Below are 19,175 nucleotides of genomic sequence, written 5' to 3'. Positions count from 1 at the left end.
AAACACATGTTAGAATAAAGCATTATAAAAGTTGGAGGAAATTGTAGCAATGAATAACAATCGTTCTTCAAGACACGAAAACAAAGAAAAAAAAGTAAACCGATTATATAATCTGTTAATTGCTGTCGTAGCAGTTTTAATTGTATTTGTCGGTGGTACGATGATTCTTGGAAACAAGGATAAATCGGATAACCAAGCGGAAACAACTCAAAACAATCCGCAAACAAATGACCAAAAAACGGACAAGACGGCTAAAAAAGACGATGATTCTTCGAAAGATGATCAAGCAACGGAAGATCAAAGTTCTGAAGATGACCAAAGCTCTGAAGATGATCAAGCAACAGATGAAGAATCAAACGACTCAGATTCACAGGCTGAAGTAGAGAAAAATCCAGAGCCTGGCGTGGCAGAACGCAAGGTAGATCCTTCATGGGATTCAGTAGGTACGTCACAAGATGCTCCTGCAGCAACATATAAAAAAGGATCAACGGATTGGAACGAAATGCTAAAAGCTGTAGGCGAAGGGTCAGGCATTAGCCCAAGCAATATGACCGTATGGCGTTTAGGGAATAACGGTGGCGTAGGTAAAGCGGTAGCTACGGTTAGTCCTAAAGGCAACTCCTCAACAAAATACCGCGTTCAAATTGAATGGGTAGATGGAGAAGGCTGGAAGCCCGCAGTAGTGGATAAGCTTCAATAAAATAGCAGCGCGCTAGCGCTGCTTTTTTATTTTGAAATGAACAACTGCAGAGTACAGTTTTTTACCTTGTTCATAGTCCACAGACATTTGATGAGATACGCTATGCACCTCAAGTAAAATCGCTTTATTTTGATCAATTTTTTCAGCAATTTGTTTCTCAAGTACTTTAACATCAGGCGCTTCAAAAAATTCTATTTTATCTTCAATCATTTCAAATTCAAAGTTCATCTTACGACCTCCTTACCTCATTACTATAGTATAGCAAATAGAAAGTTAAAAGCTTAAAATATTTGTAAATGAAGAACAAACGATAGCTAAAAACATACTATATCCATAAGAATTATTAGTTATGAGGAGGCGTTTTTTATGGGTCTAGAGTTTTTAGATATCTTTGAAAAGTGGGCGAATGAGTATGATGCATCGGTAAGCGGGAAAGATGAACAGTATAGAGAAGTGTTTCGCAATTATAATGAAATCTTAGAATATGTAGCAGACCGTTCAATAGGGCATGTGATAGAATTTGGAACAGGGACTGGAAACTTAACAAAAAAACTGTTAGAAAAAAAACTGACTGTAGTAGGAATTGAACCTTCAGTACCAATGAGGCAATTGGCACACCAGAAATTAGGGGCAGATGTTTTAGTCACACCAGGAGACTTTTTACAATTTGATACATCATTGTTTCCAGCAGAGAGTTTAGTTAGTACGTATGCTTTTCATCATTTAACAGATAAAGAAAAAGAAGAAGCTGTGATAAACTATGGAAAGTTACTTCAAACCGGTGGTAAAATAGTGTTTGCTGATACAATGTTTGAAACAGCAGATTCATTTGCTGATACCATTGTTCAGGCAAAACAAAAAGGGTATACGCAACTAGCAGAAGATCTCGAGAGGGAATACTATACAACGATTCCCGTCTTAAAGCAAATCTTTGAAAGCAATGGTTTTCATATAACCTTTACACAATTTAATCACTTTGTATGGGTATTTGAGGCAACGAAACAATAGTAGAAAGAGGTTTTAAAATGAAAGTAGCAATCATTGGAGCAATGGAAGAAGAAGTGACGATTTTACGCGATAAAATTGAGAATCGTCAAGAAACAGTAATCGCAGGATGTGAATACTCGACAGGAACAATCAGCGGCGTGGAGGTTGTATTATTAAAATCAGGTATTGGAAAAGTAAATGCTGCGTTATCTACAGCCATCTTACTAGAGAAGTTCAAACCTGATTACGTTATTAACACAGGATCAGCAGGCGGCTTCCATCCAGAGTTAAACGTAGGGGATGCGGTTATTTCAACAGAAGTTCGTCATCATGATGTAGATGTAACGGTATTCAACTATGAATACGGTCAAGTGCCAAACTTGCCTGCAGCTTTTAAAGCAGATGAAAAACTAGTTCGTCTTGCTGAGGAAAGTGCTCTTGAAGTAACGGATATGAAAATTGTAAAAGGATTAATTGCTACAGGAGATTCGTTCATGAACGATCCTGTGCGCGTAGAGTTTGTTCGCTCTAAGTTTCCAGACCTTTATGCAGCTGAAATGGAAGCAGCGGCTGTTGCTCAAGTATGTTATCAATTTGGCGTACCGTTTGTTATTCTTCGTGCTCTTTCTGACATCGCCGGCAAAGAATCAAATGTTTCTTTTGAGCAATTTTTAGAAAAAGCAGCTGTTAATTCAACGAAATTAGTATTGAATTTTATTACAAAATTAAAATAAGCTGTTCGTAAAATATAGAGTTTGTTTTCGTCTACACTCTTCATCGTTTGTCATAACATGGGGTGTAGACTATATTTTTATCTTAATTCCTACTTTATTTATAGGTTAAGTTATATTATTTCGATAACGAGGTGTTCAAGATTATGAAGGTAGCCAAAAACGTTCATGAATTGATTGGAAACACACCTATGATTGAGATTACACAATTTGATTTACCTAGGGAAATCAGGATATTTGCCAAACTGGAATATGTTAATCCAGGAGGAAGTGTAAAAGATCGTTTAGGAAAAGAACTGCTGCAAGAAGCTCTTGGCTCTGGAAGACTGAAGCGAGGCGGAACGGTGGTTGAGCCTACTGCTGGGAATACGGGGATCGGGCTCGCTTTAGCTGCTCTTCAGCACGACATAAACGTCATACTATGTGTTCCAGAAAAATTCAGTATTGAAAAACAGCAGCTTATGAAAGCTTTGGGGGCAACGGTGGTTCAAACGCCTACTGAAGCTGGTATGAAAGGTGCTATAAACAAAGCTCAAGAGCTGCTGCGTGAAATACCTGATTCTTATTGTCCTCAGCAGTTTGCTAATCCGGCCAACCCTATGACTTATTACAAAACCTTAGGGCCAGAAATATATGAACAGCTTGATGGAAAAGTTGACGTGTTTGTAGCTGGGGCAGGTACAGGGGGAACATTTATGGGTACAGCGAAATTTTTGAAAGAAAAAAATCCTTCTCTAAAAACAGTCATTGTGGAGCCAGAAGGTTCAATTTTAAACGGAGGGAAATCCGGCCCTCACTTAACTGAAGGAATTGGAATGGAGTTCATCCCTGATTATATGGAGCGGTCTTATTTTAATGCTATTCATACTGTTGAAGATGTTTATGCTTTTCAAAGAGTGAAAGAGTTGGCTTTAAAAGAGGGATTACTAGTAGGGAGCTCTTCAGGAGCAGCCTTCGAAGCAGCCCTGATCGAAGCAAAAAATGCAGAAAAAGGGGCTCATATCGTCACGATTTTTCCGGATAGTAGTGAACGGTACTTAAGTAAAAATATTTACAGTGGAGGAAGATAAGATGAAACGTAAAACACAGTTGATTCATGGTGGAATTGTTGGCGATGAACAGACGGGTGCTGTCTCTGTTCCTATTTATCAAGTGAGTACTTATAAACAAGAGGGAGCAGGAAAACATACGGGATATGAGTATTCGAGAACCGGTAACCCTACACGGCACGCCCTAGAAGAACTTATCAAAGAAATTGAAGGAGGGTATGCTGGGTTTGCGTTTGGCTCTGGTATGGCCGCTACTACAGCCGTGTTCATGCTGTTTAACAGCGGAGATCATGTGTTAATTACAGATGACGTATACGGAGGAACGTATCGAGTGATCACAAAAGTGCTGAGCCGTATTGGCATTGAAGCTACTTTTATTGATACAAGCGATATCCAAAATATCGAGAAAGAAATTCGCCCTAACACAAAAGCCATTTTTATTGAAACTCCAACGAATCCTCTTCTAAAAATTACTGACTTGCAGCATGCTTCTTCAGTAGCTAAACAACACCATTTACTTACCATCGTTGACAACACATTCAGTACGCCGTATTGGCAAAATCCTATCGCAAAAGGCGCGGATATTGTTCTGCACAGTGCAACTAAGTATTTAGGGGGACACAGTGACGTTGTAGCAGGGCTAGCAGTGGTGAATTCGCCTAAATTAGCTGAAGACCTTCATTTTATTCAAAATGCGACTGGAGGCATTTTAGGACCTCAGGATTCTTGGCTTTTAATGAGGGGGATTAAAACATTAGGAATACGAATGGAAGAACATGAATTCAATACGGGGAAAATAGTAGAATTTTTACTTGCCCATCCTGCTGTGGCAAAAGTATATTATCCAGGATTAAAAACCCACCCAAACCACCTCATTGCTAAAAAGCAGGCAAGAGGTTTTGGGGGAATGGTTTCGTTTGATGTGGGAAGCGAAGAGAAAGCGGAAGAAGTACTGAGCAAAGTGAAGTATTTTACATTAGCAGAAAGTTTAGGAGCCATCGAAAGCCTCATTTCCATTCCTTCTAAAATGACTCATGCTTCTATACCGAGGGACCGACGTAAAGAGCTAGGAATTACAGATGGATTAATTCGTATTTCTGTAGGTCTTGAAGATGTAGAAGATTTAATTGAAGATTTAGAAAGAGCATTGGAATAAAGGTGGTAAAAATAGGATTTTTATAGACCTATAGATCTATGATAGAGTAGAGTTATAACATTCTACTGAGAAGGTGATTGTATGAAAGCTCAACACATCAAAGCAAAAATTGAAGATTACAGCCGCTTTATTTACGTCCTTCTAGCCGTAAGTACATTCTTGTATATTGGTGTTATGATTGGCCAAGGTGAAAAAAGTGATATGCAGCTTGGAATAATGGAAGCGATCGTTATTCTTTTTACCGCCCTTGCTTTTTATTTTAGTTATCAAACTAAAAAACTAAAAAAAGAATTAATGAAAGAAAAAGAATAATAGATACAAAAAGGCGATGATTCATCGTCTTTTTTTTATGAGGGTTAAAAAAATAAAAAAATTCCCTATTTTTCAAAAAAACAGTTTACTTTTTATAAGTTCGTGGATATAATTACCATTGTAAGGAAAATACTTTATTAAAAGGAGGTCGAGTCATATGTTAAGACGTTTATCAGGTATGGATCATCCAGCTTCAACTATGTTCAAAAATCGTCTATATACGTATACTATTCGGCCGTGTTCCTGTATCAAGTAACTTTCTTACCTTGATCGTTAAAACACGTTAATTCACCACAGGTGCGAATAGTAGCCCTGTGGTTTTTATTGTTTTTCAGCCACAGGATGCTTATGCATAACTGTGGTTTTTTTGTATAAGGAGGTGATTGTAATGACACTGAATATTTTCTTTTTAACTATTACCATAAAGTCCCGTCAATACTCAGAGGAAGAAATTAAGCATGAACAGTATGTAAGACAATTAGAAGAAGAAATAAAAGACCGGAAGTATGAATTTTATCGTCATTTCTAATTTGAACAGTGGAAAGGAGTGGATGAATGATGATTAATCAAAAAGGATATATCGTTGTATGGCTGCTTGTGGAGAAAGATTCCACCTAAATGACTAGTAGGGGGAGTAATGATGTGTTTGCTGCGAATTATCATTTGGAAATTATTTTAAAAAAAGAGCGGAAAGAAGGATTAATTCTCCTTCTTTCCGCTCTTTTTTTTCTCTTTTTCGGCTCTGTAAAATTCGTGAAACATTTTCATCAGCGCTCGCTTTTCAATTCGCGAAACATAACTTCTTGAAATATTTAATTCTTTTGCAATTTCTCGCTGGGTTTTTTCATCCTGCAGATCCAAACCGAAGCGGCCGACAATTACTTCCTTTTCTCGATCATCGAGGATATCGATGTATTCTTTTATTTTTTCTAATTCCATATTTAGTTGAATCATATCAATTACATCGTCTGATTCTGATTTTAATACATCAATCAAACTGATTTCATTTCCTTCTTTATCCTGGCCGATTGGATCATGCAGCGACACATCTTTTTTTGTTTTTTTGAGCGCTCGCAAATGCATCAATATTTCATTTTCAATACAGCGCGCGGCATAAGTAGCTAATTTAGTGCCTTTTCCTTGAGAATAACTTTCGATTGCTTTAATTAAACCGATTGTCCCAATTGAAATTAAATCTTCCGCATCCTCTCCCGTGTTTTCAAACTTTTTAACAATATGCGCAACGAGTCGGAGATTGTGTTCAATAAGAAGGTTTCGCGCTTCTTGATCTCCTTGTTCCATTAAAGATAAATATCTCTTTTCTTCAGCAGCAGACAAGGGTTGAGGAAACGCATTGTTTTTTACGTAGGAAACAAGGAAAACCAATTCTTTAAAGAAATAGCCTAGTGCGGTAAATAATGCAGACATCTCTTCACCTCCATAAGGGGATATCAACCTGTGAGAGACTAACATTACACTATATGTAAAAAGAAGGATGTCTTTGCCTGTACGTTTAAAATTCCCCCCGGGGACAAGAGAGTTTGAAAAAGTCCACAGATTTTTCCTTAGAGATAGTTACCAGCCTATACAGAGAAAAAGTATGTACATACGCTAGTAGTAGTTCATAGTGTAAGGAGGGAGAGTATGTACGGTTACGGAGGCTGCTGTTATCCTAATTATCCAGCTTACCCATGTGGAGGAGGCTTCGGCTGGGGACTTGGATTGTTGATTGTTCTATTTGTTCTGTTATTAATTTTCGGAAGCTTCTATTGGTTTTTTAGCTGCTGGTGTTAAAAAAAACTCATGCATGTGCATGAGTTTTTTTTAGGTGACATATCCTACCGAATAGAACCATTCATTTTTAAGAATTCTTAAGGAATTTTCGCTTTGTTTCTTAAAGAAGATGATTTATTCTATAATTAAGAAAAGAAGCAAGATGATAATATTCCTCTGTAAAAGTAAATGGAGCTCTATACTTTTTTTAGCTTGAAAGTACTAATCATCAAGCAAGCGAGTACGATAATTAAAAACATATAAAAGTGTGAAGGCAAATAAGGGACGCCCAAGTAGCTAAGAGTTAATAAACAACCTGCTGCAGTAATAGGTAGCCCTGTAAAATACCCAGTATTTTCTGTGATGTTAAAACGGGCAAGACGAAGTGCTCCGCAAGCAATGTAACAGATGGTAACAATTGACCCTGCAGCACCAAAGTGAGACAAAATACTTTGATAAAGTAGTAGAGCTGGAGCGATGCCAAATGATATAATATCGCACATGGAGTCCAGTTGTTTTCCAAGTTCTGATTCAATTTGCAGCTTTCTGGCTACCATGCCGTCGAATCGGTCTGCTAACGCTGCTAAAAAAATTAGTAATAAACTTAAGTTCAATTCATTTTTCATGACAAATAAAATAGCAAAGCTTCCTAAACTTAAATTAACAATCGTTAAGGAGTTTGCCGCTTGGGATCTCAGCTTTTTAATTGTATGATCTAGATAGTCTAATAAAAACAATTTCCTCACTCCTTTAAAGGATGGAATGAACTAAAGGTAAAAATAATGGTAATTTCATTGTAGACGCAAACCTTATTCTAGTAAAGAACTATTCAGTATGTGGAGGTAAAATTATTGTTGCAGCACCTGTATCGAACGTTTATTGAGCTTACGAATCACCAAGGATCATCGAAGCTCATTCGAAAATTCACTTTCTCTAAATGGAGTCGGTTTGTTATACCCTCCTATACAAAAGTTTTTAAAGTAAATAAAGAAGAAATGGACAAGCCTCTGCATCACTATCAAAACTTACACGAGCTATTTATTCGCCGTTTGAAGCCTTCTGCCCGTCCGGTCGATCAGCAGAAAGATAGCGTTGTCAGTCCTGTAGATGCAAAGATAGAAGCATATGGAGTCATTACGCCTCAAAAAGAAATGATTGTAAAAAACAAACCTTATTCTATACAGGAAATGGTTTCAAATGATCTCATTCTTGAAAAATATATAGAAGGACAGTTTATTATCCTCTATCTTAGTCCGAAAGACTATCATCGCATTCACAGTCCTCTTAAAGCCCAAGTAGGGAATACGTGGACCGTTGGACAAAAGTCTTATCCAGTAAATTCATTAGGAATCAAATACGGGAAAGAACCGCTTGTGAAAAATTTCCGGAAGCTCACGGAGTTAACATTTGAGAATGGTCACATGCTAATGGTAAAAGTAGGAGCCATGTTTATAAACAGCATTGAAGCGGTTTCTAAAAAAGAAGTAGTCGAAAAAGGGGAAGAAATGGCTTACTTCACGTTTGGCTCGACTGTCATTTTATTATTTGAGAAGAACTCAATCACTTTTGATTCTAACGTTCACTCAGGTTCTTACGTAAAATGTGGAGAACCAATTGCTCATTTGAAAAAATAGAGCCTATATAATAAAAGAGTAGATAGATAAATAAAGATGCAGCTTTCTTTTATTAAGAAGGCTCTTTTATTCGTTAAGAAGGAATTTGTATGCTAATCTTTAATGATCTTCTTTCAATTTCCTCTTCAATTAATTTTATAAAATCAGGGCTTAATTGCAGTTCGGTTGCTTTGCTGTATGATTCAATAAGCAGCTCATCTGATAATTTTCTCATAAGATTGCCGCCACCTCCTACTAAAATAAATATCCTAAAAAGTTATATTTAAATGCTAATAAATTCCTTATTTATAATCTAACATGAATCAAATAAAGGAACAATCGTTCTGTTATCCACAGCTTTCGGTGGATAAAATGTGGGTATGTTGTTTATAATTACCATTAATTACTGAACTATAACAGAGGATAATGTGTATAAACTTATCCACATAATTAGGCTTATCATTTTTTGTCGAAAACTTTTAACAGAATTTGTTTACCACTTACCCTATTTGATAAGTAATAAACGTTTTCTGCACTATTTTTTATTTTAAGTTTGCAGAGAGTGAATATATCTTAAGCCCACGAACAAATGGAGGTTTACTGCCTTTTGTCAATAACTTTCTGTATAAAGTTAAAGCATTCACAAGTCATATCCTTTATACTAAGAAAAGACCTGTTTTTGAAGAGAATAAAATTTTAGGTTGGAAAATAACAAGAAGTCGTTATAATGATAGACGGCGTTAATTTTAGTATGTAACTATATATTCGAGGTGCATGATACGTGTTGAAACTTTTTTTACCAAATGAACATGTGAAAAACGTGTTTCAAATTAAGCCAGACGATTTGAAAGAGCGCGGAATAAAAGGAATTATTACCGACTTAGATAACACGTTGGTGGAATGGGATCGCCCTGATGCCACTCCGGAATTAATTGAGTGGTTTCAGTTAATGAAAGATAGTGGAATTAAAATTACGATTGTATCGAATAATGTGGAGAAACGAGTCAAGCTGTTTTCAGATCCAGTTGGACTTCCATTTGTATATAAAGCACGCAAACCGATGCGTAAAGCATTTAGAAGAGCTCTTCGTGATATGGAGCTGCAAAAAGATGAGGTTGTAGTTATTGGCGACCAGCTTTTAACGGATGTATTAGGAGGAAATCGCCTAGGCGTATATACGGTTTTGGTTGTACCAGTTGCGCAAACAGATGGATTTGTAACGAAATTTAACCGTAAAATGGAACGAAGAATTCTAGGTTGGATGAAACGAAAAGGTATGATTAACTGGGAGGATTAAAACGTGAGTGAAGAAAAATTACAGTGCGTAGGATGCGGAGTGGAGATTCAAACAGAACGACCGAATGAACTTGGCTATGCTCCAAAATCAGCGCTAGAAAAAGAAGCTATTATCTGTCAGCGATGCTTTCGCTTGAAGCATTATAATGAAGTACAAGATGTTTCCTTAACAGACGATGATTTTTTAAAAATCTTAAATGGAATTGGTCAAACGGACGGTTTGGTTGTAAAAGTTGTAGATATCTTTGACTTTAACGGCAGCTGGTTACCTGGTTTGCATCGATTTGTTGGAAATAACAAGGTTCTTTTAGTGGGAAATAAAGCAGATTTACTGCCAAAGTCTATAAAGAAAAATAAACTAATTCATTGGATGAAGCGAGAAGCGAAAGAGCTTGGGCTAAAATCAGTGGATGTGTTCCTCATGAGCGCACAAAAAGGACAAGGAATTCGTGAAATTGCCGAAGCCATTGAACATTACCGCGAAGGTAAAGATGTATATGTTGTGGGATGTACAAACGTTGGTAAATCAACATTTATTAATGCCATTATTAAAGAAGTAACGGGAGAAAAAGATATTATTACTACATCTCAATATCCGGGCACAACGCTCGATATGATTGATATCCCGCTTGATAACGGCGCGTCTTTATATGATACGCCTGGTATTATTAATCACCATCAAATGGCTCACTATGTAGATAAACGAGACTTAAAGTTAATTTCTCCTAAAAAAGAAATAAAGCCGAAGGTTTATCAGCTAAATGAAGGGCAAACGCTATACTTTGGAGGACTGGCGCGCTTAGATTATGTACAGGGAGGACGCAAGTCATTAACATGTTATGTATCGAATGATTTGCATATCCATCGTACAAAGCTTGAAAAAGCAGATGAGTTGTATGAAAAGCAAGCAGGTGAACTGCTTCAGCCGCCGCGCCCAGAGCAAATGAGTGAGTTTCCTGAACTTGTTGCACATGAATTTACAATAAAAAATGAAAAAACGGATATCGTTTTTTCAGGGCTTGGCTGGGTGACGGTTAATGAGTCAGGTTCAAAAGTTGTGGCGCATGCACCAAAAGGAGTCGGCGTATTTGTGCGCGATTCTTTAATTTAAACAAAAAGGGGAAAAAATCTTGAGTACATTATATGGGCTAGTTGGTTATCCGCTTGGGCATTCACTATCGCCATTGATGCAAAATGATGCCTTTAAACGTCTGAATATGGATGCTCATTATGAAGCTTTTCCAATTGAACCTGTTCATTTTGAGTCAGCCATTGGAGAGCTAAAAGATAAAAACATTCAAGGATTTAATGTCACGATTCCTTATAAAGTTGATATTATGAAGCATTTGGATGAAGTCGATCCATTAGCAAAGGCAATTGGCGCTGTAAATACAGTTGTTAATCAAGATGGCCGTTATATTGGATACAATACCGACGGAGAGGGGTATGTGACGTCTTTACTCAAAGCAGTAGAAGGCAGTTTATCCCAAAAAAGAATTTTAATTATTGGAGCTGGAGGAGCTGCAAAAGCTATTTTTTATACAATTGCAGCTCAGCATGCTCCTGAGGTAATTGCGATATGCAATCGTACCGTCGAAAAAGCAGCTGTATTAGCTAACGAGCTGCCTTTTTCGACGAAAACGGCGGCGATGTCTATTTCTGATGCAGAAAAACAATTAGATACATTTGATATTATTATTAATACCACTTCAGTGGGGATGTATCCTAATGTTGATGAGCTGCCTTTAGCACTTACTTTATTGCAAAAAGAAGCCGTAGTCAGCGATATTATTTACAACCCTTTAAAAACAAAGCTTTTAAAAGAGGCTGAAGCAAAAGGGGCAGGCACTCATAACGGTGTCGGTATGTTTGTACTGCAAGGTGCACTTGCATTTGAAAAGTGGACGAACGTCCGTCCTGACGAAGAGGCAATGGAACACATTGTTCTTTCAACACTAACTAAGAGATAAGATACAACGGAGGTTTTTATGTTAACAGGTAAACAAAAACGTTTTTTACGTTCAAAAGCACATCATTTAAATCCAATTTTCCAAGTAGGAAAAGGTGGAGTCAATGAAAATATGATTGGTCAAATTGCTGATGCATTAGAAGCAAGAGAATTATTAAAAGTAAGCATTCTGCAAAACTGTGACGAAGATCGTGACACGGTTGCTGCTCGATTAACAAAAGGAACAAAAGCAGAGCTTGTACAAGTGATTGGAAATACAATTGTATTATATAAAGAATCACGCGAAAATAAGCAGTTAATGCTTCCAAAAGTGAAATGAAATAGAGCGGGGAAACCCGCTCTATTTAAAAATGAAGTAAATTAAAGGAGTCGGGGATTGTTGAAGAGTATTGGAATTTTAGGTGGAACATTCAATCCGCCTCATTTGGGGCATTTAATGATGGCAAATGAGGTTTTGCATGCCTTGAAATTAGATGAGATATGGTTCATGCCGTCGTATATTCCACCTCATAAAACAATCAAAGAGCCTATTGAGCCATATCATCGTTTACAAATGCTAAAGCTAGCTATTGAAGAACATGATCAATTTACCCTGCAGCCGATTGAATTTGAGCGCAAAGAGCCTTCATATACATATGATACGATGAGAATACTAACAGAGAAATATCCAACGTATCAGTTTCATTTCATCGTTGGTGCTGATATGGTAGAATATTTGCCGAAGTGGTATGAAATTGATGAATTAGTCAATTTGGTTACATTTGTAGGTGTAAAACGCCCGGGGTATACCATTACCTCCCCTTACCCGATAAAAGAAGTAGAAGTTCCGCAGTTTGATGTCTCCTCTTCCTTTATTCGCGAACGAGTAGTAAAGAAAGAAACCATTCGTTATTTTATACCTGCTGGTGTTAAACAATATATCGAGGAGAATCAATTATATGAATCGAACTGAGGCATTAGAAATCGTAAAGAAACAGTTAACAGAACGTCGTTATATTCATACTGTCGGGGTAATGGAAACAGCAATTGAATTAGCTAAGCGTTTTGAAGTAGACGAAAAAAAAGCAGAACTGGCTGCTATTTTTCATGACTACGCCAAGTTTCGTCCAAAGGAAGAGATGAAGCAAATTATTATTGATCAAAACATGAACCCTTCTTTATTGGAATACAATACCGAATTATGGCATGCTCCAGTAGGCGCGTTTTTAGTGAGAAATGAAGTAGGGATTACGGATAAAGAAGTATTGGATGCAATTGCTTATCATACATCCGGAAGACCAGGCATGACGTTACTTGAAAAAATTGTGTACGTTGCTGATTACATTGAACCCGGAAGGAAATTTCCAGGGGTTGATGAAGTGCGGGAGTTAGCTAAAACCGACTTAAATGCAGCACTTATTCAATCACTGAAAAACACCATTTCTTTTTTAATGACTAAACATCAGGCCGTTTATCCTGATACGATGATGACATATAATGATTTAATCTTAGGAGGTCAAACACATGACTGAACGTGAATTGCTATCTCTTGTTGTAGAAGCAGCAGACGATAAAAAAGCAATCGATATCGTAGCGTTAAATATGGAAGGAATTTCACTTGTGGCAGATTATTTTGTTATTTGTCACGGTAACTCAGATAAACAAGTGCAGGCAATCGCTCGTGAAATTAAAGAAAAAGCACACGAACAAGGCATTTCTGTGAAGCGTTTAGAAGGATTTGAGCAGGCTAAGTGGGTTCTTGTTGATCTTGGAGATGTTGTGGTTCACATTTTCCATAAAGATGAGCGCGGATATTATAACTTAGAACGCTTATGGGGAGATGCACCATTTGTAAGTTCAGAAGAGCTACAGCTATGAGCAGGTACGGAGAATTTGCCTACGTATATGATCAGCTAATGGCAGACGTTCCGTATGACGATTGGGCTGAATTTTTTAATCAGCAGGTGGCAAAAGCGAAAACAAAGCCTGACAGTATATTAGACCTTGCCTGTGGCACGGGAGAACTCTCCGTTCGATTTGCACAAGAAGGTTTCTCCGTAGTAGGCGTTGATTTGTCTGATGATATGCTTATGGTAGCCCAGGAAAAAGCGGCAGAAGCAGGGGTAACGCTATCTCTTTTTCAGCAAAACATGGCGGAACTTGAGTTATTGAAAGAGTTCGACTGTGTAGTAATCTTTTGTGATTCTTTGAACTATTTGCAAAGTGATAAAGAAGTTCAAGAAACCATTCAACGTGTATATAAGCACTTAAAACCAGGTGGGCTCTTCATATTTGATGTTCATTCAGTGCATAAGATGAAGGACGTATTTGGAAATCAATCTTTTTCTTACGTAGATGAAGAGGTGTCGTATATTTGGAACTGCACCTATAACGATACAGACATGCGCGTAGAGCATGATATTACGTTTTTTGCTTATGATGAAGAAATCGATGCATATCATCGCTTTGATGAGGTGCATGCTCAGCGCACTTGGTCGATTGACCATTATCAATCATGGCTGAGCGAAGCTGGTTTTATAAATATAGAAGTGAGTGCAGATTTCAAAATGAGTAAGCCTACTTCAAACAGTGAGCGCATCTTTTTCTCTGCGCAAAAAAAAGAAGCCGAGTAGAGGCTTCTTTTTTTGTTTCAAAGCAGGATTTTTACAGAAATTATGGAATAAGACTATCAAACTGATTGTGAACAAGCTCAATGTCTTCGTCAAATTTTTCATGTGTTTTTTGAAATACGTGCACAAACATCTCTCCGAGTTCCGCTTCTAAAACTTTAATACCTTCTCCGGTTACACCGCCTTTTACGCATACTTTATCCTGCAAGGTAGGAAGCGTAAATATTTCTTTTTCCAACAGTTTTCCCATTCCAATAATCATATCACTGGCCATGACGGTAGCTTCTTCTTCAGAAATATTTGTTTCTTGAACTGCTGCATCAATAAAGCGTTGAAGCAAAAAGCTGAAAAATGCAGGACCGCAGCTTACGATATCGGATGATACGCGCGTAATCGCTTGATCAATAGCCACAGGCTTTGACATAGATGAAAATAATTCATGTAAATAATTTTGGTAAAAAGGCGTACATCTTTCTCCAAACGTGAAAAGAGAAACACCGGCTAATGCCCGATTCGTAATGCTAGGGATAATTCTAGCTGCTTGACTCGGAATGAGGCGTTCGATTTGTTCTACGCTAATTGGACTGGTAATGGATACAATGCAGTGTTCTTTCGTCAGCAGTGGTTCTAATTTTATTAAAAGGGGGTGAATATCCAATGGCTTAACACAAATAAAAATGACTTTGGATGCGTGAACAACTTCTTCAGCTGTATCAGCAACATGAATTTTTTTATGCTGCTGTTGAATCTCTTTGGCTCTTTTTTTTGTGCGATTCATAATAGTAATTTTAGAAGGACGTACGGCTTTTGATTCAATAAACGCATCAATTAATATTTTCCCCATGTTTCCTGTTCCGATAAACCCTATGTTCACTGATTCATTCCCTCCTTCAAAAGCCTTTTCTTCTAAACACTATGAAGACATAATGGAATTTATGACGTTACTTCAAAATTCAAAGGAGTGTACAATTTGACTTTTTCAAAAAAACAATGGCTAATTGGGTGCATTTGTTTAGCAGTTGGATTGGCGTTTTATATCTATCGTACAGGCGTAGAGAAACCGGAAAGTTCTCTTCAAACCTCAGATATGATAAAGGCAGAACCTTCTGCTGCAAAAAAAGAAGGAGAGTCGTCTGACCAAGTAATTTCAAGTCAAGACTCCCCATTTGTGATGGTCGATATTAAAGGAGCTGTTCAGAAGCCTGGGGTATACCAACTTCCGAAAGATGCAAGGGTAAAAGATGCTTTAGCACAAGCGGGAGGTGCTACGAAGGAAGCGGATTTAAGACAGCTCAATTTAGCTAGCAAACTACAAGATGAAATGGCTGTTTATATTCCAGCTGCTGGAGAAGAAATCCCCCCTTCATCTCCTATTTCCTCAATCTCTTCCTCAGGAACTTCAAATAATCAGCCCCTTGTTAATATCAATACAGCAACTACTGATGAACTGCAAACGTTAAATGGGATTGGCCCTTCAAAAGCCAGTGCCATCGTTTCCTATCGAGAAGAAAATGGCTTGTTTCAAAAAGTAGAGGATTTGGGGCAAGTATCAGGTATTGGCGAGAAGTCGCTAGAAAAAATTAAAGCGGAAATTACAGTACAGTAGAGACTTATTGACGATAAAGGAAAAGAAACGCTACACTATGAAAGAGACAAGTATGATTATAACCATTCAGTTTTAAATAAAAAGGTAGGGAATGAGATGAACCGGATTTCATGGGATCAATATTTTATGGCACAAAGCCATTTGCTAGCTTTAAGAAGCACTTGTGAACGTTTAGCTGTTGGGGCTACAGTTGTGCGTGATAAACGTATTATAGCTGGAGGATATAACGGCTCGATTAGCGGAGGGGTGCACTGTGCTGATGAAGGCTGTTATGTGATTGATGGACACTGTGTAAGGACTGTACACGCAGAAGTGAACGCACTGCTGCAGTGTGCTAAGTTTGGCGTGAAAACGGAAGATGCGGAAGTATACGTCACGCATTTTCCTTGTTTAAACTGCTGTAAAGCCCTTATTCAAGCAGGAATTAAAACAGTCTATTACGCTAATGATTACAAAAATCATCCGTATGCTGTTGAGTTATTTCAACAGGCGGGAGTGAAAACAGCAAAAGTTGAACTTGATGAAGCAGTCATTGACTTAAAAAGTAAAGAGAAGCTTCAATTTGTGACGGATGTTCTCGCTCGTTTAGAAAAAAGCGGAGCGGACGAAGCTGAAGTGATGAATTTACAGCGTGAGGCTCTCGCTTTGTTTACGGCAAACTAAAGATAAAAGAGGTTTTTTACTCGGTAACAGTAAAAAGCCTCTTTCTTTTAAGAAGAAAGGAGCTAAAAGTGAAAGGATATTATATTTACTGTGCTTTTAGCATGATGCTAGCTTTATATGTATATGATAACCATTCCGCTGTAAGCCTGTTTTTGCTAATCGTACTTTTCATGTTTCAATGGCTACAATGCCCGAGGAAAGTAGTCATTGCTTCTGCACTGTTGAGCGTTTTTTGCGTCTATCTATTAGCTGAGACAAACAAGCATAACAAAACGGTTCTTTTAGCTGAATCTTCTACTTTTACAGGCGAAATTTCATCTGTGCCGCATAGTGACGGCGACAAGCTTACTTTTAAGTTTACGGTTCAAAATGAAGAGGTCATGGCTTTTTATAAACTAAAAACGTTGGAAGAGAAACAGCAGCTCGAAAAGCTAACGATTCATCAAGTTTGTCAACTAGCGGGGCAATTAACTTCCCCTTCACCTGCTCGCAATCTTCATGCATTTGATTATCAGCAATATTTGTACCATCAGTCTATTCATTGGCAGCTTAACGTTAAGAGACTTGATTTGGTAAAATGCCAGCTCCCCACTTTAACTCCACTTACGTACCTTACCTTTATTCGTCAAAAAGGAATTAATTATATTCAACAAAATATGTCGGATCCAGGCGCTGGGTTTATGCAGGCACTAATTTACGGCGAGCGCACTGGCATCGAAGAAGAGAGTATCAAGCGCTATCAGCAATTTGGTTTAATACACTTGCTTGCCATATCAGGTCTTCATGTTGGACTGCTGATAGCCATGTGTTTTTATTTGCTCATTCGGATTGGAATAACGCGCGAGCGAGCCACTACGCTTTTACTTTTGCTTCTTCCTGTATACATGGTTTTGGCCGGTGGTAGCGCTTCAGTTGTCCGAGCTGTTTTTATGAGTATGCTGATGCTTATATCGATAAAGATACAAAGAAAAATTCTTTTGGTTGATAGCATCAGCCTTGCTTTTATAGCCATGCTGCTTTTTAAGCCGTACTATTTATTTGATGTAGGATTTCAGCTTTCTTTTGCCGTTAGTTTTGCATTGATTTTATCGAGTCAGACGATTTTACCTCGTTTTCATTCTTCTTTCAGCCAGCTCATGGCTGTTTCAGCGATTGCACAAGTCAGTTCACTTCCTTTATTGTTGTACTATTTTTATGGAGTATCTCTCCTCAGTTTGCCATTAAATATGGTTTTTGTCCCGTTGTTTTCTCTTGTTGTATTACCTCTTTGTTTGCTCATTCTTTTTGTTCGTATCCTCTTGCCGGGAGTGAGTGAACTGCTGGAGCAGATTCTTCACGTTCTTTTACTTTTTTGTGAAAAATTGCTTGGCTTTTTTGAGTGGATTCCCGCTGATTTTGTAACGGGAAAACCCCACATTGTGCTGTTTTTGGGCATGTACTTATGCATTTATGCTTTATTCGTGGCGATCGAAGACGGGAAATTTTTCGTTCGCTATATGTTTCTTCTCGTGGCATTGTTAGCCGCACAATGTATGTATCCTTATTTGAATCCAAAAGGAACGGTCACAATGGTCGATGTAGGGCAGGGAGACTGCTTTATCATTGAACTTCCTTACCGAAAAGGTGTGTATATGATCGATACCGGAGGAACGGTTTCATTTCCAAAAGAACCATGGCAAAAACGTCGTTCTTCTTTTGACGTGGGAGAAGACGTACTTGTTCCCTTTCTGCATTCAAAAGGAATGACAAAGATAGATAAAATGATTATCACACACGGCGATTATGATCACGCAGGGGCGGCACAGCATTTATTTTCACAAGTGGCTGTCGGAGAGCTGGTGCTTGGGAAAAAAGCCGAATTAAATGACGTAGAGAATGGCTTGGTGATTGCTGCTCAAAAACAAAGCGTGCCTGTTCAAATTGTTCAACAAGGAGATAGCTGGCAAGAAGGAGGTGTCTTATTTCAAGTTATTTCTCCGACAGGTTTCGAAGAAACGAGCAACAACGGCTCAATTGTAATAGACGCTAAGTTAGGAAATTTAAGATGGCTATTCACCGGAGATTTAGAAAAGGAAGGAGAACAAAGAATATTGAAAGACTTTCCCAACCTTAAAGCAGATGTATTAAAAGTTGGACATCATGGCAGTAAAACCTCAACTTCAGAAGAGTTTGTTCAACATTTAAATCCTAAAGTAGCGCTTGTTTCAGCGGGGGAAAAAAATCGTTATGGTCATCCCCATCAAGAAATATTAGAGCTTCTGAAAAGCTACGGGATTTATATTTATAGAACGGATGAAGATGGTGGGGTAATGTATGAATTTACAAAAAAGTCAGGAACGTTTTCGCAGCAACTTCCATAGTCTATAGTAAGAAAAACGAACTAAAAAAGACTGCTAAGAAGCAGCCTTGAAGCAATTTTACGAACCCAAGTAGTGAATCACAGTTGCTATAACAAATAAGGCAGTGAAAAAGCCAAATGAAACACCAAATCCTACGGCAGAATCGACAGCGTCGTTGCGTTTACTTTGGACACTTTCTTCAAATTGGTTCATTAACACCCCTCCTGTTTACAGTATAATCTAACTTTTTTTAAAAATCTAGACAATTTAAAAGCGTTTTCACAAACTGACAACAGTTAACAACTATACTTTATGAGCATGAGGAGAAAATAGAGATAAGGGTTTAATCATTAACAAATAAGTAACCTAGGG

General features: G+C 37.8%; 26 protein-coding genes. 20 read left to right on the top strand and 6 right to left on the bottom strand.

Annotated elements, in window-relative coordinates; all coding sequences use genetic code 11:
• The first annotated feature begins 49 nt into the window (after positions 1–49).
• Complete coding sequence (locus U9R83_RS22940; RefSeq protein WP_115654936.1) at positions 50–700, top strand: YrrS family protein; 651 nt, start codon at positions 50–52, stop codon at positions 698–700.
• A 12-nt stretch (positions 701–712) separates the two neighbouring features.
• Here the strand turns inward: U9R83_RS22940 and U9R83_RS22935 are convergent, their stop codons facing one another.
• A complete protein-coding gene (locus U9R83_RS22935; protein ID WP_014458162.1) occupies positions 713–928 on the bottom strand; it encodes a YrzA family protein in 216 nt (71 codons plus the stop codon).
• Positions 929–1,066: 138 nt separating this feature from the next.
• On the opposite strand from U9R83_RS22935, the gene U9R83_RS22930 reads away from it, so the two are divergent.
• The 6 genes from U9R83_RS22930 (at position 1,067) to U9R83_RS22905 (ending at position 5,464) form a co-directional block, all read left to right on the top strand.
• Complete coding sequence (locus U9R83_RS22930) at positions 1,067–1,708, top strand: class I SAM-dependent methyltransferase (protein ID WP_014458163.1); 642 nt, start codon at positions 1,067–1,069, stop codon at positions 1,706–1,708.
• Positions 1,709–1,725: 17 nt separating this feature from the next.
• Positions 1,726–2,421, top strand: coding sequence for a 5'-methylthioadenosine/S-adenosylhomocysteine nucleosidase (gene mtnN / locus U9R83_RS22925; protein ID WP_028411671.1), 696 nt, complete (start codon positions 1,726–1,728; stop codon positions 2,419–2,421).
• A gap of 143 nt (positions 2,422–2,564) precedes the next feature.
• On the top strand, positions 2,565–3,488 hold the full coding sequence (locus U9R83_RS22920; RefSeq protein WP_115654933.1) for a PLP-dependent cysteine synthase family protein: 924 nt from the start codon (positions 2,565–2,567) through the stop codon (positions 3,486–3,488).
• 1 nt (position 3,489) lies between these two features.
• Positions 3,490–4,623, top strand: a complete 1,134-nt coding sequence (locus U9R83_RS22915; protein ID WP_115654932.1) for a bifunctional cystathionine gamma-lyase/homocysteine desulfhydrase — start codon at positions 3,490–3,492, stop codon at positions 4,621–4,623.
• Between the two features lie 81 nt (positions 4,624–4,704).
• Positions 4,705–4,935: a YrhC family protein gene (locus tag U9R83_RS22910; protein WP_028411668.1), complete on the top strand. Its 231-nt coding sequence runs from the start codon at positions 4,705–4,707 to the stop codon at positions 4,933–4,935.
• 388 nt (positions 4,936–5,323) lie between these two features.
• A complete protein-coding gene (locus U9R83_RS22905; RefSeq protein WP_014458165.1) occupies positions 5,324–5,464 on the top strand; it encodes a YrzI family small protein in 141 nt (46 codons plus the stop codon).
• Between the two features lie 170 nt (positions 5,465–5,634).
• Here U9R83_RS22905 and sigK read toward each other — a convergent pair whose 3' ends face one another.
• Positions 5,635–6,363: an RNA polymerase sporulation sigma factor SigK gene (sigK, locus tag U9R83_RS22900; protein ID WP_013059268.1), complete on the bottom strand. Its 729-nt coding sequence runs from the start codon at positions 6,361–6,363 to the stop codon at positions 5,635–5,637.
• A 216-nt stretch (positions 6,364–6,579) separates the two neighbouring features.
• On the opposite strand from sigK, the gene U9R83_RS22895 reads away from it, so the two are divergent.
• Positions 6,580–6,729: a hypothetical protein gene (locus tag U9R83_RS22895; RefSeq protein WP_014458166.1), complete on the top strand. Its 150-nt coding sequence runs from the start codon at positions 6,580–6,582 to the stop codon at positions 6,727–6,729.
• 176 nt (positions 6,730–6,905) lie between these two features.
• Here the strand turns inward: U9R83_RS22895 and pssA are convergent, their stop codons facing one another.
• Entirely contained in the window at positions 6,906–7,445 is a 540-nt protein-coding gene (gene pssA, locus U9R83_RS22890) for a CDP-diacylglycerol--serine O-phosphatidyltransferase (protein ID WP_013059266.1), read from the bottom strand.
• 114 nt (positions 7,446–7,559) lie between these two features.
• Between pssA and U9R83_RS22885 the strand changes: the two genes are divergently transcribed.
• Positions 7,560–8,342: a phosphatidylserine decarboxylase gene (locus U9R83_RS22885; RefSeq protein ID WP_014458167.1), complete on the top strand. Its 783-nt coding sequence runs from the start codon at positions 7,560–7,562 to the stop codon at positions 8,340–8,342.
• Positions 8,343–8,415: 73 nt separating this feature from the next.
• Here U9R83_RS22885 and U9R83_RS22880 read toward each other — a convergent pair whose 3' ends face one another.
• Positions 8,416–8,556, bottom strand: a complete 141-nt coding sequence (locus U9R83_RS22880) for a sporulation histidine kinase inhibitor Sda (RefSeq protein WP_013059264.1) — start codon at positions 8,554–8,556, stop codon at positions 8,416–8,418.
• Positions 8,557–9,105: 549 nt separating this feature from the next.
• Between U9R83_RS22880 and U9R83_RS22875 the strand changes: the two genes are divergently transcribed.
• The 8 genes from U9R83_RS22875 to U9R83_RS22840 are packed head-to-tail and all read left to right on the top strand — an operon-like array spanning position 9,106 to position 14,198.
• On the top strand, positions 9,106–9,618 hold the full coding sequence (locus U9R83_RS22875) for a YqeG family HAD IIIA-type phosphatase (protein ID WP_013059263.1): 513 nt from the start codon (positions 9,106–9,108) through the stop codon (positions 9,616–9,618).
• Positions 9,619–9,621: 3 nt separating this feature from the next.
• Positions 9,622–10,728, top strand: coding sequence for a ribosome biogenesis GTPase YqeH (gene yqeH, locus U9R83_RS22870; RefSeq protein WP_014458169.1), 1,107 nt, complete (start codon positions 9,622–9,624; stop codon positions 10,726–10,728).
• A gap of 19 nt (positions 10,729–10,747) precedes the next feature.
• The gene (gene aroE / locus U9R83_RS22865) at positions 10,748–11,587 is read left to right on the top strand and encodes a shikimate dehydrogenase (RefSeq protein ID WP_016765605.1); all 840 of its coding nucleotides are present in this window, start codon (positions 10,748–10,750) and stop codon (positions 11,585–11,587) included.
• A gap of 18 nt (positions 11,588–11,605) precedes the next feature.
• A complete protein-coding gene (gene yhbY / locus U9R83_RS22860; protein ID WP_013059260.1) occupies positions 11,606–11,905 on the top strand; it encodes a ribosome assembly RNA-binding protein YhbY in 300 nt (99 codons plus the stop codon).
• A gap of 60 nt (positions 11,906–11,965) precedes the next feature.
• Positions 11,966–12,538, top strand: a complete 573-nt coding sequence (locus tag U9R83_RS22855; RefSeq protein ID WP_013059259.1) for a nicotinate-nucleotide adenylyltransferase — start codon at positions 11,966–11,968, stop codon at positions 12,536–12,538.
• A complete protein-coding gene (yqeK, locus tag U9R83_RS22850; RefSeq protein ID WP_014458170.1) occupies positions 12,525–13,097 on the top strand; it encodes a bis(5'-nucleosyl)-tetraphosphatase (symmetrical) YqeK in 573 nt (190 codons plus the stop codon). The genes U9R83_RS22855 and yqeK overlap by 14 nt, the downstream gene beginning before the upstream one ends.
• Entirely contained in the window at positions 13,090–13,443 is a 354-nt protein-coding gene (gene rsfS, locus U9R83_RS22845; protein WP_013085071.1) for a ribosome silencing factor, read from the top strand. The genes yqeK and rsfS overlap by 8 nt, the downstream gene beginning before the upstream one ends.
• A complete protein-coding gene (locus U9R83_RS22840; RefSeq protein ID WP_014458171.1) occupies positions 13,440–14,198 on the top strand; it encodes a class I SAM-dependent DNA methyltransferase in 759 nt (252 codons plus the stop codon). Before rsfS ends, U9R83_RS22840 begins: the two co-directional genes overlap by 4 nt.
• A 40-nt stretch (positions 14,199–14,238) precedes the next feature.
• On the opposite strand, the gene comER is transcribed toward U9R83_RS22840, so the two are convergent.
• On the bottom strand, positions 14,239–15,069 hold the full coding sequence (gene comER / locus U9R83_RS22835) for a late competence protein ComER (protein ID WP_042991880.1): 831 nt from the start codon (positions 15,067–15,069) through the stop codon (positions 14,239–14,241).
• Positions 15,070–15,156: 87 nt separating this feature from the next.
• Here comER and U9R83_RS22830 point away from each other — a divergent pair, with 87 nt between their 5' ends.
• The 3 genes from U9R83_RS22830 to U9R83_RS22820 all read left to right on the top strand — a co-directional run bounded on the left by U9R83_RS22830 (position 15,157) and on the right by U9R83_RS22820 (position 18,824).
• Positions 15,157–15,801 (top strand): helix-hairpin-helix domain-containing protein, encoded by a 645-nt coding sequence (locus U9R83_RS22830; RefSeq protein ID WP_014458173.1) that lies wholly within the window; start codon positions 15,157–15,159, stop codon positions 15,799–15,801.
• Between the two features lie 96 nt (positions 15,802–15,897).
• A complete protein-coding gene (locus U9R83_RS22825; RefSeq protein WP_014458174.1) occupies positions 15,898–16,464 on the top strand; it encodes a ComE operon protein 2 in 567 nt (188 codons plus the stop codon).
• A 68-nt stretch (positions 16,465–16,532) separates the two neighbouring features.
• On the top strand, positions 16,533–18,824 hold the full coding sequence (locus U9R83_RS22820; protein WP_328575423.1) for a DNA internalization-related competence protein ComEC/Rec2: 2,292 nt from the start codon (positions 16,533–16,535) through the stop codon (positions 18,822–18,824).
• Between the two features lie 57 nt (positions 18,825–18,881).
• Here U9R83_RS22820 and U9R83_RS22815 read toward each other — a convergent pair whose 3' ends face one another.
• Positions 18,882–19,016, bottom strand: coding sequence for a YqzM family protein (locus tag U9R83_RS22815; protein ID WP_013059251.1), 135 nt, complete (start codon positions 19,014–19,016; stop codon positions 18,882–18,884).
• Positions 19,017–19,175 lie beyond the last annotated feature (159 nt).

Source organism: Priestia sp. LL-8 (assembly GCF_036227845.1).
In the GTDB taxonomy this organism is placed as follows: Bacteria; Bacillota; Bacilli; order Bacillales; family Bacillaceae_H; genus Priestia; species Priestia zanthoxyli.
The sequence above is the reverse complement of the archived record's forward strand: the minus strand, read 5'-3'. Positions and strand labels throughout refer to the sequence as shown.

Bases quoted from the DNA above. Each gene is read 5' to 3' on its own strand.
- U9R83_RS22915 (WP_115654932.1), top strand. From the start codon at position 3,490: ATGAAACGTAAAACACAGTTGATTCATGGTGGAATTGTTGGCGATGAA.
- sigK (WP_013059268.1), bottom strand. From the start codon at position 6,363: ATGTCTGCATTATTTACCGCACTAGGCTATTTCTTTAAAGAATTGGTT.
- mtnN (WP_028411671.1), top strand. From the start codon at position 1,726: ATGAAAGTAGCAATCATTGGAGCAATGGAAGAAGAAGTGACGATTTTA.
- U9R83_RS22920 (WP_115654933.1), top strand. From the start codon at position 2,565: ATGAAGGTAGCCAAAAACGTTCATGAATTGATTGGAAACACACCTATG.
- U9R83_RS22940 (WP_115654936.1), top strand. From the start codon at position 50: ATGAATAACAATCGTTCTTCAAGACACGAAAACAAAGAAAAAAAAGTA.
- U9R83_RS22840 (WP_014458171.1), top strand. From the start codon at position 13,440: ATGAGCAGGTACGGAGAATTTGCCTACGTATATGATCAGCTAATGGCA.
- U9R83_RS22825 (WP_014458174.1), top strand. From the start codon at position 15,898: ATGAACCGGATTTCATGGGATCAATATTTTATGGCACAAAGCCATTTG.
- U9R83_RS22935 (WP_014458162.1), bottom strand. From the start codon at position 928: ATGAACTTTGAATTTGAAATGATTGAAGATAAAATAGAATTTTTTGAA.
- U9R83_RS22815 (WP_013059251.1), bottom strand. From the start codon at position 19,016: ATGAACCAATTTGAAGAAAGTGTCCAAAGTAAACGCAACGACGCTGTC.
- yqeK (WP_014458170.1), top strand. From the start codon at position 12,525: ATGAATCGAACTGAGGCATTAGAAATCGTAAAGAAACAGTTAACAGAA.
- U9R83_RS22930 (WP_014458163.1), top strand. From the start codon at position 1,067: ATGGGTCTAGAGTTTTTAGATATCTTTGAAAAGTGGGCGAATGAGTAT.
- U9R83_RS22880 (WP_013059264.1), bottom strand. From the start codon at position 8,556: ATGAGAAAATTATCAGATGAGCTGCTTATTGAATCATACAGCAAAGCA.
- U9R83_RS22895 (WP_014458166.1), top strand. From the start codon at position 6,580: ATGTACGGTTACGGAGGCTGCTGTTATCCTAATTATCCAGCTTACCCA.
- U9R83_RS22905 (WP_014458165.1), top strand. From the start codon at position 5,324: ATGACACTGAATATTTTCTTTTTAACTATTACCATAAAGTCCCGTCAA.
- rsfS (WP_013085071.1), top strand. From the start codon at position 13,090: ATGACTGAACGTGAATTGCTATCTCTTGTTGTAGAAGCAGCAGACGAT.
- U9R83_RS22910 (WP_028411668.1), top strand. From the start codon at position 4,705: ATGAAAGCTCAACACATCAAAGCAAAAATTGAAGATTACAGCCGCTTT.
- yhbY (WP_013059260.1), top strand. From the start codon at position 11,606: ATGTTAACAGGTAAACAAAAACGTTTTTTACGTTCAAAAGCACATCAT.